This is a genomic window from uncultured Sulfitobacter sp. (genome assembly GCF_947497275.1).
Taxonomy (GTDB): domain Bacteria; phylum Pseudomonadota; class Alphaproteobacteria; order Rhodobacterales; family Rhodobacteraceae; genus Sulfitobacter.
Genome location: NZ_CANMFS010000013.1, coordinates 27,996 through 46,908, shown reverse-complemented (window position 1 = coordinate 46,908; position 18,913 = coordinate 27,996). Strand labels below are relative to the sequence as shown.

Sequence of the window (18,913 nt, the reverse complement as noted above, 5' to 3'; positions counted from 1 at the left end):
TCGCCGCATGGTTGTAATTCCGCGATATTTCGGTAAATGCGTGTTATTTTCGCAACCCTGGATTGGTTTTTCGATAGCAAAGTAGACAGGGTCGCATCCCATGGGGCCGATCAGGGGGTGTGCGCCAGTGACCACTAAAGCAGGCGTAATACTAGTTATGTAATATTTTGGTGTCTCTTCGAGCAGGCACCTATATATGCCCGCTTGGCCAAAGCCGGCGCATATGCGGGAATCTGATATTGCGAAACGAAGTTCCGACCTGCGGTATTGGCAGCGAAGAAATTTACCCCTAGTCTACCTTCAGAAGGAGTCGCGCCCCCAAGGGAGGTGGGTGCGGACGGCATCGACTTGGGAGGGTCACGATGAAAGAATGTCACTTTACCCGGAAGTGCCACGCATGACCGCGATGAGCCCCGAAGAGGCCGTAGCGCATGTCCTGAGCACCAATCCGACCTTCGCAGTTGCGCCCGCGGAAATACGCGGCGTGACGTACAAAGCTTTTAAGAACATTCCACCGACCGTTCCCGCGTTGCTTGCCGCTGGAATGGCACAACATGCGGACGGCGCTGCGAATTACCTTCTTTATGAGGGAGAGCGGTGGACGTACGGCGCTTTCTCCGAGGAAGTGCATCGAATGTCACATGTTCTCAAGGACACGTTCGGCATCGGCAAGCAGGACCGCGTTGCGATTGCCTTGCGTAACTATCCTGAATTGCTGACAGCGGTTCTCGCGATTTCCGCCACCGGCGCCACAGTGGTGTTCCTGAACGCCTGGTGGACAACGCAAGAACTTGAGTACGCGTTGCGCGACAGCGACGCAAAGCTGGTGTTCGCCGATGGCCCGCGGGCGGAACGTCTGCAGCCGCTGACGGCGGAGCTTGATCTGACCGTGATCGGGGTGCGCGATGGTGAACAGATGTCGCAACACAAATACGGAGCTCTGCGCGATGGCGCATCCAGTGCGGAACCTCTGGATATCACGATCGATACCGATGACGATTTCGCGGTGATGTATTCATCGGGCACCATGGGGCATCCCAAGGGGGTGGTCCAGACCCACCGCAGTGCGGTGAACGCGGTATTCACCTGGTTGATGCAGGCGGTCGTGGCACCCCTTGTCACGCCGCCCGAGGGAGGCGCGCCCGATGCGTTGCGGCCCTCAGCTCTGGTGGCGACGCCGCTGTTCCATGTCACTGCCACCCATCCGCTGTTCCTGCTGAGCCTCGTGGCCGGGGCGCACGTCACACTCATGCGAAAGTGGGACGCGGAGGAGGCGGTACGGCTGATCCGTTCCGAGAAGATCACCCGCTTTCTGGGCGTGCCGACGCAATCGGCAGAGCTGATGACGGCGGCGCGCCGCATGGGCACGCAACTGGAAACACTGGATTATGTCGGCTCGGGCGGGGCCAAGCGGCCCGGAGCACAGGTGGCGGCGCTGGCCGACGCCTTTCCGAACGCGGGTATCGCGACCGGTTGGGGTATGACGGAAACGAACGCCCTTGGCATCGGGATGATCGGTGATGACTACGTCGCGCGCCCCGAATGCGCGGGCAAACTTCACCCGCCGGTTCAGGAACTCAAACTGCTTGACGATGATGGCAACGAGGTCCCTCTGGGCGAGCTGGGCGAGATTACCGTCAAAAGCCCCGCCAACATGCGCTGCTATCTCAATCAGCCTGAGGCGACGGCGGATGCCCTGCAGGATGGCTGGCTGAAAACCGGTGATTTGGCGGTAATGGACGCGGACGGCTACATCACCATTCTCGACCGCAAGAAGAACATCATCATTCGCGGCGGTGAAAACATCGCCTGTCTTGATGTCGAAGGCGCGCTGCACCGCCTGCCGCACGTCATCGACGCCTGCGCATTCTCGGTACCCGATGAACGGTTGGGCGAAAGCGTAGGTGCCTGTGTGCAACTCGCCGAAGGGGCGAGCATGACACACGCCGAAATGGCGCAGGCGCTGGACAGCCATTTGGCGCAATTCAAGATACCGCAGCATCTGTGGGTCCAGCACGAACCGCTGGCACGCGGAACCACAGATAAAATTGACCGGCGCAGCCTGCGCGCGGTCTGTCTGGAAAACGGAGACAACAAAGCATGACACCAACGACAGAAGACATCGGATCCTACATCGCGCAAGCCGGCAAAAAGGCGTGGGACGTCGAAGGCCTGGACCCCAACACGCCCAAGCGCGAGATCAAGACCGTGGGCATCATCGGCGCCGGAACCATGGGCGGCGGCATCGCGATGAATTTCGCCACGGCGGGATATGAGGTGAAGATCGTTGAGACGACGCAGGAGGCGCTTGACCGTGGCCTGAAGGTGGTACGCGGCAACTATCAGCGATCTTCCGACAAGGGACGTTTTCCGCAGGATGAGGTCGAGGCGCGAATGAACCGTTTCGAGGGGCGGCTTGAGCTGGGCGATCTGGCGGAATGCGATCTGGTGATCGAAGCGGTGTTCGAGGACATGGACCTCAAGCGCAAGATCTTCACCGAGCTGGACCGTGTGATGAAGAAGGGCGCGATCCTCGCCACCAACACGTCCGCGCTGGACATCAACGAAATCGCTGGCATGACAGATCGCCCCGAAGACGTGATCGGCCTTCATTTCTTCTCGCCTGCCAACGTGATGAAGCTGCTCGAAATCGTGCGTGCCAAGCATACCGCGGACGACGTGGTTGCAACCTGTATGGATCTGGCGAAAGACATCAACAAGATTGCGACGCTGGTGGGCGTCTGCCCCGGTTTCGTGGGCAACCGCATTTTGTTCGCGCGCCAGAAGCAAGCCAACAAGCTGCTGCAACAGGGGCTGATGCCGTGGGATGTGGATGCGGCGCTGAACGCGTTCGGCTTCAAGATGGGTCCGTTCCAGATGAGCGATCTCGCAGGCCTCGATATCGGCTGGTCCAAGGGCGCAACGACCGACAACCCGATCCGCGACGCGCTTTGCGAAATGGACCGGCGCGGCCAGAAGACCAAGGCGGGTTTCTATGACTACGACGAGAACCGCCAGCCGGTCCCGTCGGATGTGACGGCGAAGGTGATCAAGGACATCACCGGCGCGGAACCCTCCACGATGAGCGAGGATGAAATCATCGAAATCTGTATCTATCCGATGATCAACGAGGCGGTGAAAATTCTCGAAGAGAACAAGGCACAGCGTCCGTCGGATATCGATGTGGTCTGGCTCAACGGCTATGGCTGGCCCGCCGACAAGGGCGGACCGATGTTCTATGGCGACATGGTCGGCGCGCAGGCGGTGCTGGACCGGATGGAAAAACTCGGCGCGGAAGATCCTGAATTCGCCCCCGCCGAGACGCTGCGCAAATTGGCAAAAGAAGGTGGCAAGTTTACCGAAATCGACACCGGAGGGCTGAAGGTATGAGCTACGACTTCATCAAGACAGAGAAGAAGGGCCATATTCTGGTCGTGACCATGAACCGCCCCGACGTGTACAACGCGGTGCACGCCGACATGCACCACGAGATGGCGCAGTGTTGGGACGACTTCGCCGCCGACCGCGATCTGTGGGTCGCGGTGCTGACCGGCGCGGGGGACAAGGCCTTTTCCGCCGGTAACGATCTCAAGGCGACGGCCACAGGTGGCGGCAAGAAGGGGATGCCTGACAGCGGTTTTGCCGGTCTGTCCTCGCGCTTTGATCTGGAGAAACCGCTGATCGCTGCGGTGAACGGCTTTGCCATGGGTGGCGGGTTCGAAACTGCGCTGAGCTGCGATATGCTGATCGCGTCGGAGAACGCGAAATTCGCGCTGCCCGAGGTAAAGGTCGGCTTCTTCGCCGCGGCATCGGGTGTACAGCGTTTGTCGCGCTATATCGGTCGATTGGCCGCGCAGGAAATGATGTTCACCGGACGCACCATCGGTGCGGATGAGGCGTTGAAAATCGGTTGCGTGAACGAAGTCGTTCCGCACGATCAATTGATGGAACGCGCGATGGCCAAGGCCGAAGAGCTGTGCACCGTTTCCCCCTCCGCCGTGAAGGCGACGAAACGGGTGCTCAACGAGATGGCCAAGGCCGATGGCATGGCCGACAGCATCGAGTTCTCGCGCGAGGTGATCGAGGATCTGAGCAAGACCGAAGATTTCAAGGAAGGCGTCAGCGCCTTCGTCGAGAAACGTAAACCCAACTGGGTCAATAAATAATCAGGAGACACCGATGTCCGATATACCGATGGAAATGAACAATCTTGCGATGTCAGAGAAGAACAAGCCTCTCTTGGCAGCTGTGATCAAGCATATCCGCGAGAACGTGGATCCGATTACCGAAGAGTATTATCGCCTCGGCGAAGGTCGGGAGGACCGTTGGTCACATGCGCCCGGACAGCTTGAATTGCTGGAGACAGCCAAGCAGAAGGCACGCGACGAAGGGCTGTGGAATTTCTTTTTGCCGAACGCGGAAACCGGTGAGGGCCTGTCGAACCTCGACTACGCCTACATCGCGGCGGAGCTGGGCAAGAGCCCGCTCGCGTCCGAGACGCTGAACTGCTCTGCGCCCGACACCGGCAACATGGAAGTACTGGAGCGGATCGGCACGCCCGAGCAGAAGGAGCAGTGGCTCAAGCCGCTGCTGCGCGGCGAGATCCGGTCGGCCTTCGCGATGACCGAACCTGACATGGCGTCGTCGGATGCAAAGAACATTTCGACCTCCGCCGTGTTGGAAAACGGCGAATGGGTGATCAACGGCGAGAAGTATTACATCTCCGGTGCGGGTGATCCGCGCTGCAAGATCATGATCACGATGGTCAAGACGTCGCCGGATGCCGAACCTTTCCGCCAGCAATCGCAGATCCTCGTGCCAATCGACGCCCCCGGTGTCGAGATCGTGGGGCCGATGCACGTCTTTGGCCACGACGACGCGCCGCACGGCCACATGCACATCAAGTTCAAGGATGTGCGCGTGCCGCAGGAAAACATCCTGTGGGGCGAAGGTCGTGGATTCGAGATTTCGCAGGTCCGCCTTGGGCCGGGCCGCATCCACCACTGCATGCGTTCCATCGGGGCGGCGGAAAAGGCGCTGGATCTGATGATCGAACGGGGCCTGTCGCGCGAAGCGTTCGGCAAGAAGATCATCGACCTGGGCAAGAACATGGAAACCATTTCCCGCGCCAAGATCGAGATCGAGGCGATGCGCCTGATGGTCCTGAAAGCGGCCAAGGCGATGGATACGCTGGGCAACAAGGAAGCCCGCATCTGGGTGTCGATGATCAAGGCGATGGTACCTGAAAAAGTCTGTAACATCATCGACGACGCCATGCAGGTGCATGGTGCCACGGGCATTTCGCAGTGGTCGCCATTGTCGGGCATGTACACGTCGCAGCGCACGCTGCGCTATGCGGACGGCCCCGATGAGGTCCACCATCATGTGATCGCGCGCGCCGAGGTGAAGGACTATCAGTCATCCAACGCCCGTACCGATCGCGCCCGCAGCGAGATCGCCACCGGCCGCGAGCGGAGCGGCGTATGAGCTTGTTCGATCTCACCGGAAAGGTGGCGCTGCTGACCGGCGCCTCCAAGGGCATGGGGCTGGCGATGGCGACCGCACTGGCAGAGCACGGAGCGACCGTCGTGATTTCCGCGCGCAAGCAGGACCAGCTGGACGAAGCAGCCGAAGGCATCAATGCCCTCGGCAAGGGCAAGGCCTACGGCATCAGTTGCAATGTGGGCTATGAGGATCAGTTGCAGGCACTCGTGGACCAGACCCACGAGAAAGCGGGCAAGATCGACGCAGTGATCGGCAATGCGGGTGTGAACCCCTATTACGGCGTGACCTCGAAGATCCCCGATGATGCCTATGACAAGACGATGAACGCCAACGTCAAATCCAACCTTTGGCTGGCACGGATGGTGGTGCCGGACATGATCGAAAAAGGGTCGGGGTCCATGGCCTTCACCTCCTCGATCGGGGCGTTCAAGCCGTCTGTCATGCTGGGCACCTACGGGATGTCCAAGTTGGCGTTGATCGGGCTGTGCCGCAATCTCGCGGCGGAGTTCGGGCCGAAGGGCGTGCGGTTCAATGCGATCTGCCCCGGGCTGGTGAAAACAGAATTCGCACGCGAATTGTGGGAAAACCCGGAAACGGAAAAGCGTATCAACGAGGATATTCCACTGCGCCGTCTGGGCGAGCCCGAAGATTTCAAGGGGCTGGCCGTGTATCTCGCCTCCGATGCCAGCAAGTACATGACCGGACAGGCGCTGACCGTCTGTGGCGGCTCGAACATGTGGACGTGACGCGATGGAATTGAAAGACAAGATCATCGTCGTCACCGGTGCAGCATCGGGAATCGGTCGCGCGATGTGCGTCCGGTTTGCCGAGGAAGGCGCGAAGTACATCGCCTGCGTCGACCGGGACAAGGCCGGCGCCGAGGAGACGGCACAGATGATGGGCGGTACCGCCTATCAGGTCGACGTCTCGGACAAGGATCAGATCACCGGCATGATCGACACCGTAGAGAAGGATGCAGGACCGATCGACCTGTTCTGCTCGAACGCGGGTATTTCCGTGCCGGGTGGTGTCGAGGTCGAGGACGATGCGTGGCAAAAGATCTGGGAGATCAACGTAATGTCCCATGTCTGGGCGGCGCGCCATCTGGTGCCGCTGATGTCGGAGCGTGGCGGCGGCTATCTGCTCAATACGGCTTCGGCGGCGGGGCTGCTCAACCAGATCGGATCGGCACCCTACGGCGTGACAAAACACGCGGCAGTGGGCCTCGCGGAATGGCTGGCGCTGAGCTATGGCGATCAGGGCATCAAGGTGTCGGTTCTGTGCCCGCAGGCGGTGCGTACCGAAATGACCCGCGGCCACGAGGATCACGTCGCCGCGATCAATGGCATGATGGAACCCGGTCCGGTAGCAGAGGCCTGTGTTCAGACCATCCGCGACGAGACGTTTCTGGTTTTGCCGCATAAGGAAGTCGTGCAATACATGCGTAACAAGACCGACAACTATGATCGTTGGATCGGCGGCATGCGCAAGCTGAACCGCCGCTTCGGCAGCTTCGACGACGCTTGATTCCCAGAGCGCCGGGGCTACGCCGGCGTCTTTTTTTCAACAAGGATACCTTCATGATCGGCTATACCACCATCGGCGTTTCAGATATGGAACGCGCAAAGAAATTCTATTGCGACCTGTTCGAGAAGCAGGGTGCGAAGGTTGTGATCGACGCGGGTCGCATTGCATTTATCGGAACGGGCCGGGGCACACCGATGCTTGCCGTATGCGAACCCTACGACAAGGAAGCACCGACGCCGGGGAATGGCGTGATGATCGCGTTCCCGGCGGAAACGAAAGAAGAGATCGACGCGCTTTACAACCGTGCGATCGAGCTTGGCGCGACATGCGAAGGCCCCGCCGGACAGCGGATTCCGGACCGGTTCTACGGCGCTTATGTCCGGGACTTGGACGGCAACAAGCTGTGTTTCTTCATTTTTGGATAAAAAGTTCCCGGCCTGCGGATGTCGGCCTGTGTGGCGGGCGTCCGTGCCGGGATATTTTCAGCCAAAAGAAATGGGCAATCAGCCCTCTTTATTGAGCGGTCGCATCAGGCCTTCCTGAGCGACACTTGCCACGAGCTCACCGCTGGCGTTGTAGATGGAACCGCGGTTGAATCCCCGCGCCTTGCCGGTCCAGGGCGCGTCGAGATCGTAGAGGTGCCAGTCCGAGAACTCGATAGGGGCGTGAAACCACATGGCGTGGTCGAGGCTCGCGCTCATCACATTGCCTTGGAACCAGGTAACCCCGTGCGGGCGAAGCGACGATCCAAGCAGGTTCATGTCGGAGGCGTAGGCGAGCAGGCAATGCTGCATTTGCGGTCCCTGCCCCTGCGCCGCCTCCATCCGGAACCACAGTTGATTGCGGTCCGTCGTCTTTTCCGGCGTGAGGAAATCGCGCGGGGCGACCTCGCGCAGTTCGATGGGGCGTTCACGCAGGAAATCGGCGCGGTGGCGTTCCGGGATCTTATCGGCGTGTGCATCGCGCAGTTCGTCCCGGTTGGGCCAATCCTCGGGTGCGCCGACCTGGGGCATCTCGTGCTGGTACTTCCAGCCACTTTCTTCGACATGGAAGGACGCAGAGAGATTGAAGATCTGTTTGCCATGCTGGATCGCGACCACTCGGCGGGTTGTGAAGCTGCCGCCATCTCGGGCGCGGTCGACCTGATAGACAACGGGGATCTCGGGATCGCCGGGACGGATGAAATAGGCGTGCAGACTGTGGCACAGCCGGTCCGGAACTGTCCTGTACGCGGCCATCAGGGCCTGTGCTATGACGTGACCGCCGAAGATTCGCGTTGTCGTCTCGCCACCCGATCCGATCCCGCGGAACAGGTCTACCTCAAGCTGTTCGATGTCGAGAAGTTCGAGAAGTTGGTCGGCTACGGTGCTCATGAAAGGGCCTCAGGCAGGGGCCCGTGCCGCGGCATAGGCGATGAAGAAATCGAAGCTGTCGGGATTGGCCATGCTGTCGCGATTGACGACCGTCTCCGCATCTCCTCCCAACAACAGCTTTTTGACGGGAACCTCAAGCTTTTTACCCGACAGTGTCCGGGGTATCTCGGCGACTTCGATAATTTCGTTGGGGATGAAGCGCGCCGAGACGCTGCTTCGGATGGCGGCGTTGATCTTGTCCTTGAGCGCGTCGTCGAAAGCCACGCCGGCGGCCGGCACCACGAAGAGCGGCATGAAGCTGTCACGGCCCAGAAACTCGAGATCGATGACGAGGGAATCCGCGATCTCTGGAAGTGCCTCTACCGCCTGGTATATTTCGGCGGACCCGAGCCGCAGACCCTTGCGGTTGATCGTGGCGTCAGAGCGGCCATAGATTACGCTGGCCCCTTTTGCGTCAATGGAAATCCAGTCGCCGTGGCGCCAGACGCCGGGATAGGTGTCGAAGTAGCTTTCGTGCAGGCGCGATCCGTCATCGTCGCCCCAGAAGAAAAGCGGCATCGACGGCAGCGGTTCGGTGCATACGAGTTCGCCGACTTCACCAATCAGCTCTTCGCCGTCCGGTCCGAAGGCGCGCACGGCATTGCCCAAAGCGCGGCACTGCATCTCGCCCGCGCGCACCGGCATGCCGGGGTGGCCCATTACGAATGCACCGGCCAGATCGGTGCCGCCCGAAATCGGCGCGAGCCAGACATCGGGTTTCACATCGCGGTAAATCCAGGCGTAGGCATCGCTGCTGAGCGGTGAACCGGTAGAGCCGAGGGAGACGAGCGCATCAAGATCCACCTCGGTGCGCGGGGTCACGCCCGCCTTGAGGCAGCCGCTGAAGAACGCCGCACCGGCGCCAAAATAGTTGATCCGCTCGTCCGCGACGAAGCGCCAGACGGCCAGCATGTCGGGATGATTTGGCGCGCCGTCGTAAAGGCACACCGTTGCCCCCTGCCCCAGCGCAACCCATTGCGCGTTCCACATGATCCAGCCCGACGATGTAAGCCAGCAGAACCTGTCACCTTGGCGCAGATCATGGTGCAGCGATTGCTTCGCGGCTTCCAGAACGATGCCGCCGTGACCATGCACGAGCGGCTTGGGGTTTCCGGTGGTGCCGGACGAATAGACGATCCACAAGGGCTGATCAAACGGCACCTGTACCGAGGCATATTCGGCATCATGGCGGGTCAAATCGCCCCATGCGACGTGTCCCTCAGGTAGATCGCCGACCATGGGCAAGGTGACGAATTGGACCACGCTGGGCAATTGCGCGTCGATTTCGGCCAAAACCTCACGCCGGTCGATGGTTTTGCCGGCGTGAACGTAACCATCCTGCGCGATCAGCACTTTCGGCGCGATCTGCCTGAACCGGTCCAGGATCGCGACATGGCCCATATCGGGCGCGCAGAGCGACCATGCCGCACCCAGGCTGGCGCTTGCCAGAAACGCGATCAGCGCAGTTTCTGTGTTCGGCAGGATCGCCGCGACACGGTCGCCCTGCTCCACACCCATCTCGCGCAGCTCTGCCGCGACAGAGGCGACCTGACGGCGCAATTCGCCCCAGCTCAGTTCGACCCGCCCCGCAGTTTCGGAGTACGAGATGATCGCGGGTTCGTTTTCGTGGCCATCGGCATGCTTGAGGATCTGGTCGGTGTAATTGAGCATCACACCGGGGCACCATTCGGCACCGGGCATCTCGCGCGACGCCAGAATGCGCTTGTACGGCACACTTGCGCGGATCTCGAAGAAATCCCAGATCGCGGCCCAGAACGCCTCAAGGTCGGACACGCTCCAGCGCCACATCTCGTTGTAATCCTCAAACGAAAGATCGCGCGTGTCACCGAGAAACCGCTCGAAATCGGCCATCGTCGAACTTTCGGCCCGCTCGGCCGTCGGGGTCCATAAAATATCGCTCATGTCATCGCTCCATGCACCAGTGCCTTGAGCTGCGGACGGGCGGGGTACGCGCTGCTTGGCGAAAGTTGGGTGAAAAAGATCACGGACGTCTCCGTTTGCGGGTCGATCCAGAAAAACGTCGATGCCATGCCGCCCCAGCTGTAATCGCCGATGCTCGAAGGCGTACGCGACCGGCCCGGGTCCAGCACGACCGCACCGCCAAGTCCGAACCCCATGCCTTCCATGGGCTGTTCGGCAAAACTTGACGGTCCCATCGAAGCAATGTCGCCATTGAGATGGTTGCGCATCATGAAGGACAACGTCTTTGGCCCGATCAGGCCGGCACCGCCGGTGCGCATCATTTCGGCGAATTTCAGGTAATCGTCTATTGTGCCGACCAATCCGCCGCCGCCGGAATACATCTTGGCGTCGAGAAAGGGCGATCCCTCGACATCGTCGATCAGCCGCAGCGTTTCGTTGGTGTTGTCGACCCTACCGAGAGAAAAGCCGCTGCCCGCCAGCGGCGTGTAGAGAGCAGAGAACCTGTCACGTGCGGTGACGGGTACGGAAAACCGCGTCTCGTTCATACCCAGCGGATCAAAGATCTCTTCGACGAAGAACTGCTCGAGCGTTTTGCCCGAAACCACTTCGATCACATGACCCAGAATGTCGATACTGACGGAATACTCCCACCGGGTGCCGGGGTGAAAGGCAAGCGGCAGGTCGGCGACGCGGTCGCACATCTGTGCCAGAGTTCCCTGGTTGGACCGGAATATGATGTCTTCGTCGGCCATCTTCTCGCCCAGGACACCAGGATTGAACGGATAGCTCAGACCGGAGGTGTGGGTCAGCAACTGGTGCAGCGTCGGCGTGGCGCAACGCGTCACGTCGTCGATCGTCGTGGCGCCGGTGATCAGGCATTCCATATCATTGAATGCGGGGATGAATTCCGACAGCGGTGCATCAAGGTGAAACAATCCGCGCTCGGCGAGCATCATCAGGGCAACGGACGTGATCGGTTTGGTCATCGAATAGATGCGCGCAACGGTATCGCGCTGGAATGGTGTCGCGCGGGCCAGATCGCGCAGCCCGCAGTCGTGATAGTATACTTCCTGCCCACCCTGCGCGACAAGGACGGACGCGCCGGCGAACCGGCGCGTGTCTATGTAGCTTTGCATCCATGTCGCGATACGGTCGAGGCGGGGCTGGTCATAACCGGTCATCGGGCTGTCCTTTGCTCAAACTTCGAGCCATTCCTTACGCACGTCTTCGCGGTTTTTCAACTCATTGGGCGTACCCTCAAAGACAACCTGCCCGTGACCCATGACATAGACGCGATCCGCGATATCCATGGCGATCGACAGTTTTTGCTCGACCAAAAGTGTGGAAATACCGCGCTTTGCGATCTCCTTGAGCACTTCGGCGACTTTTTGCACCATTTGCGGGCTCAACCCTTCGGTTGGTTCGTCGATCATGATGAATTCCGGATCCCCCATCAGGGTACGGCACATCGTGAGCATTTGCTGCTCTCCCCCAGAGAGCACCGATGCCTCGACATCGGCGCGGCGTCTGAGATTTTCGAACATGTCGAACATGTTCTCCATCGACCAGCGTCCGGTTCCATCCTTCTGGCCGGGCTTAAGCCCAAGTGTCAGGTTCTGGCGTGTCGTCAGCCCCGGAAAGATATCGCGATTCTCCGGCACATAACCGATCCCCAGATTGGCGACTTCGTACGCCTTCTTGCCGGATATTTCCTGACCTTTGAACTTGACCGATCCGTGCGGTGTAACCTCGCCCATGATCGCCTTGCATGTGGTCGACCGCCCCACGCCGTTGCGGCCCAACAGGGCCACGATCTCGCCCTCCTGCACATTCATCGACACACCCTGAAGGATGTGCGATTTTCCGTAGTAGGCGTGCATGTCTGTGACTTCGATCAATGTTCTGCCTCCAATGCCGCGCCAAGATAGGCTTCTTGCACGCGCGCATCGGCGCGCACGTCGGCGGGTTTGCCGGTCGCGATGATCTCTCCGTAGACCAGCACGCTGATCCGGTCCGCCAGCCCGAAGACGACGCCCATGTCGTGCTCCACCATGATCAGCGTCTTGCCTTCGGTGACCTTCAGGATCAGATCGGTGATATAGTCGGTTTCCGAATGGCTCATCCCCGCCGTCGGTTCATCCAGCATGATTACGTTCGCGCCGCCCGCGATGGTGATCCCGATTTCCAGCGCGCGTTGTTCGGCGTAGCTGAGCGTACCTGCGGGCAGGTGACTCCGCTCGGACAGGTTGATTTGCTCCAGCACGGCTTCTGTCCCTTCGGTCAAGTCCCGCTTGCGGTTGACCATGTCCCAGAAGGAATACCTGTACCCCATGGACCATAAAAGAGCGCAGCGGACATTTTCGAATACCGTCATCGCCGGAAAGATGTTGGTGATCTGAAAGGACCGAGACAACCCCTTGCGGTTGATCTGGAACGGCTCAAGTCCGGTCAGGTCTTCGCCGTGCAGCTTGACCGTACCGGCCGTCGGCGCGAAACGGGCCGTGATCAGATTGAAAAGGGTCGATTTACCGGCGCCGTTCGGCCCGATCACCGCATGGCGTTCCGCCTTGCCGATGCTCAGGTCGATGCCCCTGATGATCTCCGCCTTGCCAAAGCTCTTCTTGAGACCTTTGAGTTCGAGAGCGGGCGTGCTCATGCGGCACCTCCTTTCACAGTCTGGGATGCAGGTGCCGTGTTCGCCGAATTCCACGCATCTTTGAGAGAGGGCGCGGTGGCACGGGCAATGCCCAGCCCGATCAGCGTGATTGCGCCCGCGATGATCCAGGGGAGAATCGCGTGGCTGTCGAAGGTCGTCCAGAACAGCGTCATCTCGTTATCCCCGGTTGCCGCGTGGCGAAAGTGGAACATCATCTCGACCAGGGCCGCGAGGCCGAGAATGCCGATCGCCGCCGGTAGCAGTGTTCGCAGATACGGCACGATGAGCAGCCGCGCACGCCCCATCTTGAACGCGGGCACGTGCATCATGATCAGACCCGCCAGACCGCCGGGAAAGAACATGACAGTCGCGAGGAACAGCGAGCCGGCATAGAAGGCCCAAAGCTCTGTCTGGAGGCTGAGAACGGTCTGGACCAGCGTGAACACCACCGCACCGATAATCGGCCCGAAGAAGAACCCGACGCCGCCAAGGAACGTCACCAGAAGGATCACGCCGGAAGAGGCCGTGTTCAGGTTTTCCTCGGTCAGGATCTCGTAGTTGATGGCGAAAAGCCCGCCCGACACACCGGCGAAGAAGCCGGACGCGACGAAGCTGTAAAACCGGACCCAGCGCGATGAGTAGCCGAGGAATTCGGCGCGTTCGGGGTTGTCGCGTACGGCGTTGGCCATCCGACCGACGGGCGTGCGGCTCCACAGGTACATCAGCAGCGCCGAGAGAACGACCCAGGCAGCGGTGAGGTAGTACACCTCGATCTGTTGCAGAAATTCGACCCCGAAGAAGGGCTGGGCATAGGTCCGGTCACCGGACACCCCGCCCTCGCCGCCGAAAAAGGCGACGATTATGACGGAACATGCCGCGATCAATTCGCCGACACCGAGCGAGATCATCGCAAACACGGTACCCGCCGAACGTGTCGAAAACGCGCCCACGATCATTGCCAGCCCCATGCCGAACAGACCGCCGAACAGCGGCAGGATCACCAGCGGGAAGCTGGCGAAGAAATCAGACATGTTCATGATGTGCATACACGCAAACCCGCCGACACCGGCATAGACGGCATGGCCGAACGACAGCATCCCGCCCTGTCCCAGCAGCATGTTATAGGCCAGCGCGAAGACGATCGTGATCGACATCTGGTTCATGATCGTCAGCGCGGAGTTGTTGGTGAACACCAGCGGCAACATCAGCAACGCGGCAGACGCGATAACCCAAGGCGCGACGGCGATCATCAATGGCCGGAACTGCATCCTCTCGGACGGGCGCGAGGGATCGGTCGTGATCTGCTCTTTGGGGCGTGCCCCTTTGGGCAGGTCGGTATCGGGATCAAATTGGCTCATGTGCTGCGCTTTCCGAAAAGTCCTGCAGGGCGGAAGATGAGGATCAGCACCATCAGGATGTAGGGAAGGATATCGGCGATTTGGGGGCTCGTGAGGCTCCACAGGTCACGGAAGATACTCTCGTCGAGGTTTTCCGGCGTCGAGATTCCCAATCCGTTCAGGATGTTCTCCATCTCGATGTTGTAGGATTTCGCGAAGGTGGTGATCCAGCCGATCAACAGCGATGCGACCAACGCCCCCCAAAGCGAGCCGAGGCCACCGATCACGATGGTCACGAACACGATGGACCCGAGGACGAATGCCATGCCCGGAAACGTGCCAAGCACCGGTCCGGCGATCACACCGGCAACACCGGCCAGCGCCGTGCCGACGCCAAAGACGCCCATAAAGATCAGCGGCACGTTGTGCCCCAGCGCCTCGACAGTGCGCGGATAGCTGAGTGCGGCCTGAATGATCATGCCGACGCGGGTTTTGGTCAGAACGAAGAGCAGGCCGATGAAGATGGCCACCGACACGAAGATCATGAAGATCTTGTACGCCGGGATCGCGGCGCCGGAGATGGCGAATGCGGTAAAGTTGAGGATGTCCGGTACGTTGTAGGGCATCTGGTTCTTACCCCAGATGAATTGCACCAGTTCCTCGATCAGCAACGCCAGACCGAAGGTAAAGATCAACTCGGGGACGTGGCCGTATTTGTGCACCCGGCGTAAGCCATAGCGTTCGACGCCGGCGCCCAGCACGCCGACGATCAGCGGCGCGATCAGAAGGCCCATCCAGAACCCCAGCGCAATGCTGATCTGATAGGCGAAATACGCGCCTAGCATGTAGAAACTTGCGTGGGCAAAATTCAATACACCCATCATCGAGAAAATAAGGGTCAGGCCGGCGGACAGCATGAAAAGCAGCAGTCCTGTCACCAGCCCGTCGATCAGATTGACGAGAATGAGGTCCATTGGCCCCTCCGGTAGAGTGGTGATGCGGGTTATAGGTGCCTGCCTTCCATGGTCGGAAGGCAGGCAGGATGCAGCGCGCAGTTAAGGGCGCTTCATCTCGCAGGTTGTGGCGATATCGGCGGACGCCATTTCGACGGTCGCTTCGTTCACAACGCCGAATGTCGAGCTGTCGAAGGTATACGTCACATCTTCATCCGTATGGTTCAGAATGTTGATGTTCTGGATCGCCTGATGGTCTTCGGGACGCATCATGACCTTGGAACCCCAGATCGTCTGGTACTCCATGCCTTCGAGGGCTTTCGCAACGGCGACGACATCATCCGCTGTACCGGCTTTCTTGATCGCTTCGGCAAGCATCCCGACCGTATTGGAAATCCGGGTCTGGTCGACATTGCCTTCGGGGTATTTGGCAGAAAACGCGTCATAGTACGCGGATGCTTCTTCGGTTGGCGGCGGGTTTACGATCCCTTCTGACACCAGACGAATAACACCTTTGCCTGTCTCGCCGAATGCGGCTGTCATCCCCGAACCGGCACCATAGTAAGTGTAGATCGGTCCGTCAAAGCCGTTTTCGATGATGGATTTACCCAGACCCAGCATGTCCGCGCCCCAGTTGCCGGTGATCACGGCATCCGCACCGGATGCGACGATCTTGCGCGAGTAGGGGGTGAAGTCCTTCACCTTGCCGATGGGGTGCAATTCGTTGCCGACGACTTCAATGTCGGACCGCTTCTCGTCCAGCATGCTGACTGCGGCGTCGGCGACGGCCTTGCCGAAGGAGTAGTCCTGACCGATGACATAGACCTTCTTGATGGAGTCATCCTCGGCGATCACATCCGTCATCGCGTCCATTTTCATGTCGGCGTTTGCATCGAAACGAAAGTGCCAGAAGTTGCACTTTTCGTTGGTCAGCGCAGGATCGACAGCGGCGTAGTTCAGGAACAGAACGCGGCTATCGGGATTGCGACGGTTATGCTTGTCGATCGCTTCGGTCAGCGCGAGCGCCACGGCCGAGCCGTTGCCCTGCACGATATAGCGGATCCCCTGGTCGATAGCGACCTGAAGCTGGATCAGCGATTCTTTCGGGCTTGTCTTGTTGTCGAAACCAATGACTTCGAACATGTCGCCGTCAAGAACACCGCCGTTCTGGTTGACCATATAGTCCGCGGCGAACTCAAGCTGGTGCAAGCCGTTCGCACCGGTGCTTGCAAATGGGCCGGACAGGGGATCGATGAATCCGATCTTGATATTCTCGGCGAATGCGGCGCTTGCGCCGATGACAAGTGAGAGTGCGGAGACCGCACCAAGCTTGGTGGTTTTCTTCATTTCTTTCCTCCCTAGGACGGTCCATCGCTGTGGTGCGATTTTTCAAGTCTCGGACCTGTTTTTGATCGTTGCACACCCCCCGTGTAAGTCAAGCATTCAGGTGCGATTTGTCATGGCTATTTGAAATTTTCTTGACAGGCGCGGCACCGATATCCGCAGGGTTGACCTTCCGTCACGTTAGCGAAATAATGAATTTATCATGATACATTTCAATTGTTTACGAGGAGACGCTCTGCGAACGCAGTCCCGCCGGATCGGCGGCGGTCGCAACCCCGAAAGTAGGTTCGGCCGCATGCCGCATAGGGCGCTTTCGGCGTCTGTAGCCGGCAAGGAAAGACTCGGCGGCTCCCCCGATCGTTCCGCTGTGCGGAACAAGCGCCCGTTGATTCCGGGCTACTGTTGCAGGCTCAGCCCCTGTGCCACTTTCATCAGCCGTTCGGCATAGACATTTTCAAGCTGCTTTGGTTTGACTTGGTAAGACGGCCCGCCCACGTTCAATCCGTAGATGCGGCCATCGCCTAGCGAGTGGACCGGGACAGCGATGCCGTTCACATCCGACCGCCAGTTGCCAAACCCGGTGCAATACCCCTTGAGGGCATACTCCCGCTTTGCGTCCTCATAAATGGTGCGCGCCTCGATCTCGAAGGCCTTGCCGCGTTCGCGGGCAAAACTGAAAATCTGGTCGCAACGCTCTTGCGGGGTCGCGACCAGGATCGCCTTGCCGATGGCGGAATGAAACAAAGGTAGCCGCGTTCCGACATGCACCATCAATGTGATGTGTTCCGTCGAGGTCTCCGTTGCTAGATAAATAACCTCGGTGCGGTGTTGCTCGCCCAGTGCCACGGTGACGAACGAGTTGGGTCCGTCCAGACGCAGCGCGCGCATCTCGTGCTTGGCACGGTCACGCATTTCCATTGCGGCAAGGCGGCTGAAGCCAAGCCGCAACACGCCCGCGCTCAGACGGTATGTACCGACTCGGGTGTCCGCCACAAGATAGTCGAGCGCGCACAGAGTGTGGGTCAGCCGCGAAATAGTGGCTTTCGGCAGGCCCGTGCGTTCGGAAAAATCGCTGTTGGTCAGGGTCATGTCATCGCGGCGAAAGCAGCGAAGAATCTCCAGACCCCGCGCCAGCGCGGTCACGAAGTTGCGGTCCTTCTCCTCAGTCAGATCTGTACCAAGCGGATCCACTGCCGTTACCCCCGCTTCAGGGCGTCAAGCCCGTGCTGCGCGAACACCGGCACGTACTGGCCCACCTTCATCGCCCGTTCGGGATTGGACGCATTCCCGTCGAGCGCGCGCTTCAGAACCCCCTGGATGATCGCCGCCATGCGGAAGAAGTTGAACCCGAGGTAGTAGCCGAAATTGTCGATGCCCTTGAGGCCGCGCCGCGCGCAATAGGCCGCAATGAATTCCTCGTCGGTCGGGATACCGATGCTGGCGCGGTCGATCCCTGCCAGACCCCGTCCTTCGGTGTTCCCGGGCATTTGCCATTGCATGATGACGGCGGCGAGATCGGCAAAGGGGTGGCCGATGGTCGACAACTCCCAATCCAGAACCGCGCGGCAATCGGTGCCATCCTTGGCAAAGATCATGTTGTCGATCCGGTAATCGCCGTGCACCAGCGTGCGCTGGCCGTCGTCTTCGGGACGCTCGGCGACGAGCGCGTCCATCAACTGGTCCATCGCCGGGATCTTCTCGGTTTCGGATGCACGGTACTGTTTCGACCAACGCCCGACCTGCCGTTCGAAATAGTTTCCTTCGGGGCCATAATCCGACAGACCCACCGCGTCGATGTCCACCATGTGAAGAGCCGCCAGCACGCGGTTCATCTCGTCGATGATCTTGCCACGGTTCTCGTTCGTTTCCTCGGGCATGGCGGGCAGGTTAAAATTGCGCCCTTCCACATGATCCATGATATAGAACATCGACCCGATGACATCATCGTCCTCGCACAGGATATGCATTTTTGCCACCGGCACGTCCGTATCCGCCAGTGCTTTTTGCACACGATACTCGCGGTCAACCGCATGGGCGGATTTCAACAGGATTCCCGGTGGCTTGCGACGCAGAACATAGGCATGCGCCGGTGTCTTGAGCATGAACGTCGGGTTCGACTGCCCGCCCTGAAACTTGGTGACCTCCATCGGCCCTTCGAAACCGGGCAGATTATCTTTGAGGTAGGCGGAAACCGCCGCTTCGTCGAGTGTCTGTGTGTCGGCGCTCATGCCAGTA

General features: G+C 59.7%; 17 protein-coding genes. 7 read left to right on the top strand and 10 right to left on the bottom strand.

Annotation, left to right across the window (positions count from 1 at the left end; all coding sequences use genetic code 11):
- Positions 1–370 precede the first annotated feature (370 nt).
- Genes Q1A06_RS18720 through Q1A06_RS18690 form a run of 7 tightly spaced genes read left to right on the top strand, consistent with a single transcriptional unit; the run spans position 371 to position 7,457 of the window.
- Positions 371–2,104 (top strand): class I adenylate-forming enzyme family protein, encoded by a 1,734-nt coding sequence (locus Q1A06_RS18720; RefSeq protein WP_299567159.1) that lies wholly within the window; start codon positions 371–373, stop codon positions 2,102–2,104.
- Positions 2,101–3,390: a 3-hydroxyacyl-CoA dehydrogenase gene (locus Q1A06_RS18715; RefSeq protein ID WP_299567157.1), complete on the top strand. Its 1,290-nt coding sequence runs from the start codon at positions 2,101–2,103 to the stop codon at positions 3,388–3,390. Before Q1A06_RS18720 ends, Q1A06_RS18715 begins: the two co-directional genes overlap by 4 nt.
- The gene (locus Q1A06_RS18710; RefSeq protein WP_299567155.1) at positions 3,387–4,166 is read left to right on the top strand and encodes an enoyl-CoA hydratase-related protein; all 780 of its coding nucleotides are present in this window, start codon (positions 3,387–3,389) and stop codon (positions 4,164–4,166) included. The genes Q1A06_RS18715 and Q1A06_RS18710 overlap by 4 nt, the downstream gene beginning before the upstream one ends.
- A gap of 13 nt (positions 4,167–4,179) precedes the next feature.
- Complete coding sequence (locus tag Q1A06_RS18705) at positions 4,180–5,487, top strand: acyl-CoA dehydrogenase family protein (protein WP_299567153.1); 1,308 nt, start codon at positions 4,180–4,182, stop codon at positions 5,485–5,487.
- Positions 5,484–6,251 (top strand): SDR family oxidoreductase, encoded by a 768-nt coding sequence (locus tag Q1A06_RS18700; RefSeq protein WP_299567151.1) that lies wholly within the window; start codon positions 5,484–5,486, stop codon positions 6,249–6,251. Before Q1A06_RS18705 ends, Q1A06_RS18700 begins: the two co-directional genes overlap by 4 nt.
- 4 nt (positions 6,252–6,255) lie before the next feature.
- Positions 6,256–7,032, top strand: a complete 777-nt coding sequence (locus Q1A06_RS18695; RefSeq protein WP_299567149.1) for an SDR family oxidoreductase — start codon at positions 6,256–6,258, stop codon at positions 7,030–7,032.
- A gap of 53 nt (positions 7,033–7,085) precedes the next feature.
- Positions 7,086–7,457, top strand: a complete 372-nt coding sequence (locus Q1A06_RS18690; protein WP_299567147.1) for a VOC family protein — start codon at positions 7,086–7,088, stop codon at positions 7,455–7,457.
- Positions 7,458–7,535: 78 nt separating this feature from the next.
- On the opposite strand, the gene Q1A06_RS18685 is transcribed toward Q1A06_RS18690, so the two are convergent.
- The 10 genes from Q1A06_RS18685 to Q1A06_RS18640 all read right to left on the bottom strand — a co-directional run bounded on the left by Q1A06_RS18685 (position 7,536) and on the right by Q1A06_RS18640 (position 18,906).
- The gene (locus Q1A06_RS18685) at positions 7,536–8,405 is read right to left on the bottom strand and encodes an acyl-CoA thioesterase II (protein WP_299567145.1); all 870 of its coding nucleotides are present in this window, start codon (positions 8,403–8,405) and stop codon (positions 7,536–7,538) included.
- Positions 8,406–8,414: 9 nt separating this feature from the next.
- Positions 8,415–10,367 carry an acetoacetate--CoA ligase gene (locus Q1A06_RS18680; protein WP_299567143.1) on the bottom strand — a complete coding sequence of 651 codons (1,953 nt, stop codon included), beginning with the start codon at positions 10,365–10,367 and terminating at the stop codon, positions 8,415–8,417.
- Entirely contained in the window at positions 10,364–11,569 is a 1,206-nt protein-coding gene (locus Q1A06_RS18675; protein WP_299567141.1) for a serine hydrolase domain-containing protein, read from the bottom strand. The genes Q1A06_RS18680 and Q1A06_RS18675 overlap by 4 nt, the downstream gene beginning before the upstream one ends.
- A gap of 15 nt (positions 11,570–11,584) precedes the next feature.
- Positions 11,585–12,268, bottom strand: coding sequence for an ABC transporter ATP-binding protein (locus tag Q1A06_RS18670; protein ID WP_366523544.1), 684 nt, complete (start codon positions 12,266–12,268; stop codon positions 11,585–11,587).
- Between the two features lie 14 nt (positions 12,269–12,282).
- Positions 12,283–13,044: an ABC transporter ATP-binding protein gene (locus Q1A06_RS18665; protein ID WP_299567137.1), complete on the bottom strand. Its 762-nt coding sequence runs from the start codon at positions 13,042–13,044 to the stop codon at positions 12,283–12,285.
- Entirely contained in the window at positions 13,041–14,402 is a 1,362-nt protein-coding gene (locus Q1A06_RS18660; protein WP_299567135.1) for a branched-chain amino acid ABC transporter permease, read from the bottom strand. Before Q1A06_RS18660 ends, Q1A06_RS18665 begins: the two co-directional genes overlap by 4 nt.
- A complete protein-coding gene (locus Q1A06_RS18655; protein ID WP_299567133.1) occupies positions 14,399–15,355 on the bottom strand; it encodes a branched-chain amino acid ABC transporter permease in 957 nt (318 codons plus the stop codon). Before Q1A06_RS18655 ends, Q1A06_RS18660 begins: the two co-directional genes overlap by 4 nt.
- 81 nt (positions 15,356–15,436) lie before the next feature.
- Positions 15,437–16,681: a branched-chain amino acid ABC transporter substrate-binding protein gene (locus Q1A06_RS18650; protein ID WP_299567131.1), complete on the bottom strand. Its 1,245-nt coding sequence runs from the start codon at positions 16,679–16,681 to the stop codon at positions 15,437–15,439.
- 393 nt (positions 16,682–17,074) lie between these two features.
- Positions 17,075–17,869: an IclR family transcriptional regulator gene (locus Q1A06_RS18645; RefSeq protein WP_299567129.1), complete on the bottom strand. Its 795-nt coding sequence runs from the start codon at positions 17,867–17,869 to the stop codon at positions 17,075–17,077.
- Between the two features lie 5 nt (positions 17,870–17,874).
- Positions 17,875–18,906, bottom strand: coding sequence for a phosphotransferase family protein (locus Q1A06_RS18640; protein ID WP_299567127.1), 1,032 nt, complete (start codon positions 18,904–18,906; stop codon positions 17,875–17,877).
- Positions 18,907–18,913 lie beyond the last annotated feature (7 nt).

Excerpts from the sequence above, each read along its gene's own strand:
- Q1A06_RS18720 (WP_299567159.1), top strand. The coding sequence starts at position 371 with ATGTCACTTTACCCGGAAGTGCCACGCATGACCGCGATGAGCCCCGAA.
- Q1A06_RS18715 (WP_299567157.1), top strand. The coding sequence starts at position 2,101 with ATGACACCAACGACAGAAGACATCGGATCCTACATCGCGCAAGCCGGC.
- Q1A06_RS18710 (WP_299567155.1), top strand. The coding sequence starts at position 3,387 with ATGAGCTACGACTTCATCAAGACAGAGAAGAAGGGCCATATTCTGGTC.
- Q1A06_RS18705 (WP_299567153.1), top strand. The coding sequence starts at position 4,180 with ATGTCCGATATACCGATGGAAATGAACAATCTTGCGATGTCAGAGAAG.
- Q1A06_RS18700 (WP_299567151.1), top strand. The coding sequence starts at position 5,484 with ATGAGCTTGTTCGATCTCACCGGAAAGGTGGCGCTGCTGACCGGCGCC.
- Q1A06_RS18695 (WP_299567149.1), top strand. The coding sequence starts at position 6,256 with ATGGAATTGAAAGACAAGATCATCGTCGTCACCGGTGCAGCATCGGGA.
- Q1A06_RS18690 (WP_299567147.1), top strand. The coding sequence starts at position 7,086 with ATGATCGGCTATACCACCATCGGCGTTTCAGATATGGAACGCGCAAAG.
- Q1A06_RS18685 (WP_299567145.1), bottom strand. The coding sequence starts at position 8,405 with ATGAGCACCGTAGCCGACCAACTTCTCGAACTTCTCGACATCGAACAG.
- Q1A06_RS18680 (WP_299567143.1), bottom strand. The coding sequence starts at position 10,367 with ATGAGCGATATTTTATGGACCCCGACGGCCGAGCGGGCCGAAAGTTCG.
- Q1A06_RS18675 (WP_299567141.1), bottom strand. The coding sequence starts at position 11,569 with ATGACCGGTTATGACCAGCCCCGCCTCGACCGTATCGCGACATGGATG.
- Q1A06_RS18670 (WP_366523544.1), bottom strand. The coding sequence starts at position 12,268 with ATGCACGCCTACTACGGAAAATCGCACATCCTTCAGGGTGTGTCGATG.
- Q1A06_RS18665 (WP_299567137.1), bottom strand. The coding sequence starts at position 13,044 with ATGAGCACGCCCGCTCTCGAACTCAAAGGTCTCAAGAAGAGCTTTGGC.
- Q1A06_RS18660 (WP_299567135.1), bottom strand. The coding sequence starts at position 14,402 with ATGAGCCAATTTGATCCCGATACCGACCTGCCCAAAGGGGCACGCCCC.
- Q1A06_RS18655 (WP_299567133.1), bottom strand. The coding sequence starts at position 15,355 with ATGGACCTCATTCTCGTCAATCTGATCGACGGGCTGGTGACAGGACTG.
- Q1A06_RS18650 (WP_299567131.1), bottom strand. The coding sequence starts at position 16,681 with ATGAAGAAAACCACCAAGCTTGGTGCGGTCTCCGCACTCTCACTTGTC.
- Q1A06_RS18640 (WP_299567127.1), bottom strand. The coding sequence starts at position 18,906 with ATGAGCGCCGACACACAGACACTCGACGAAGCGGCGGTTTCCGCCTAC.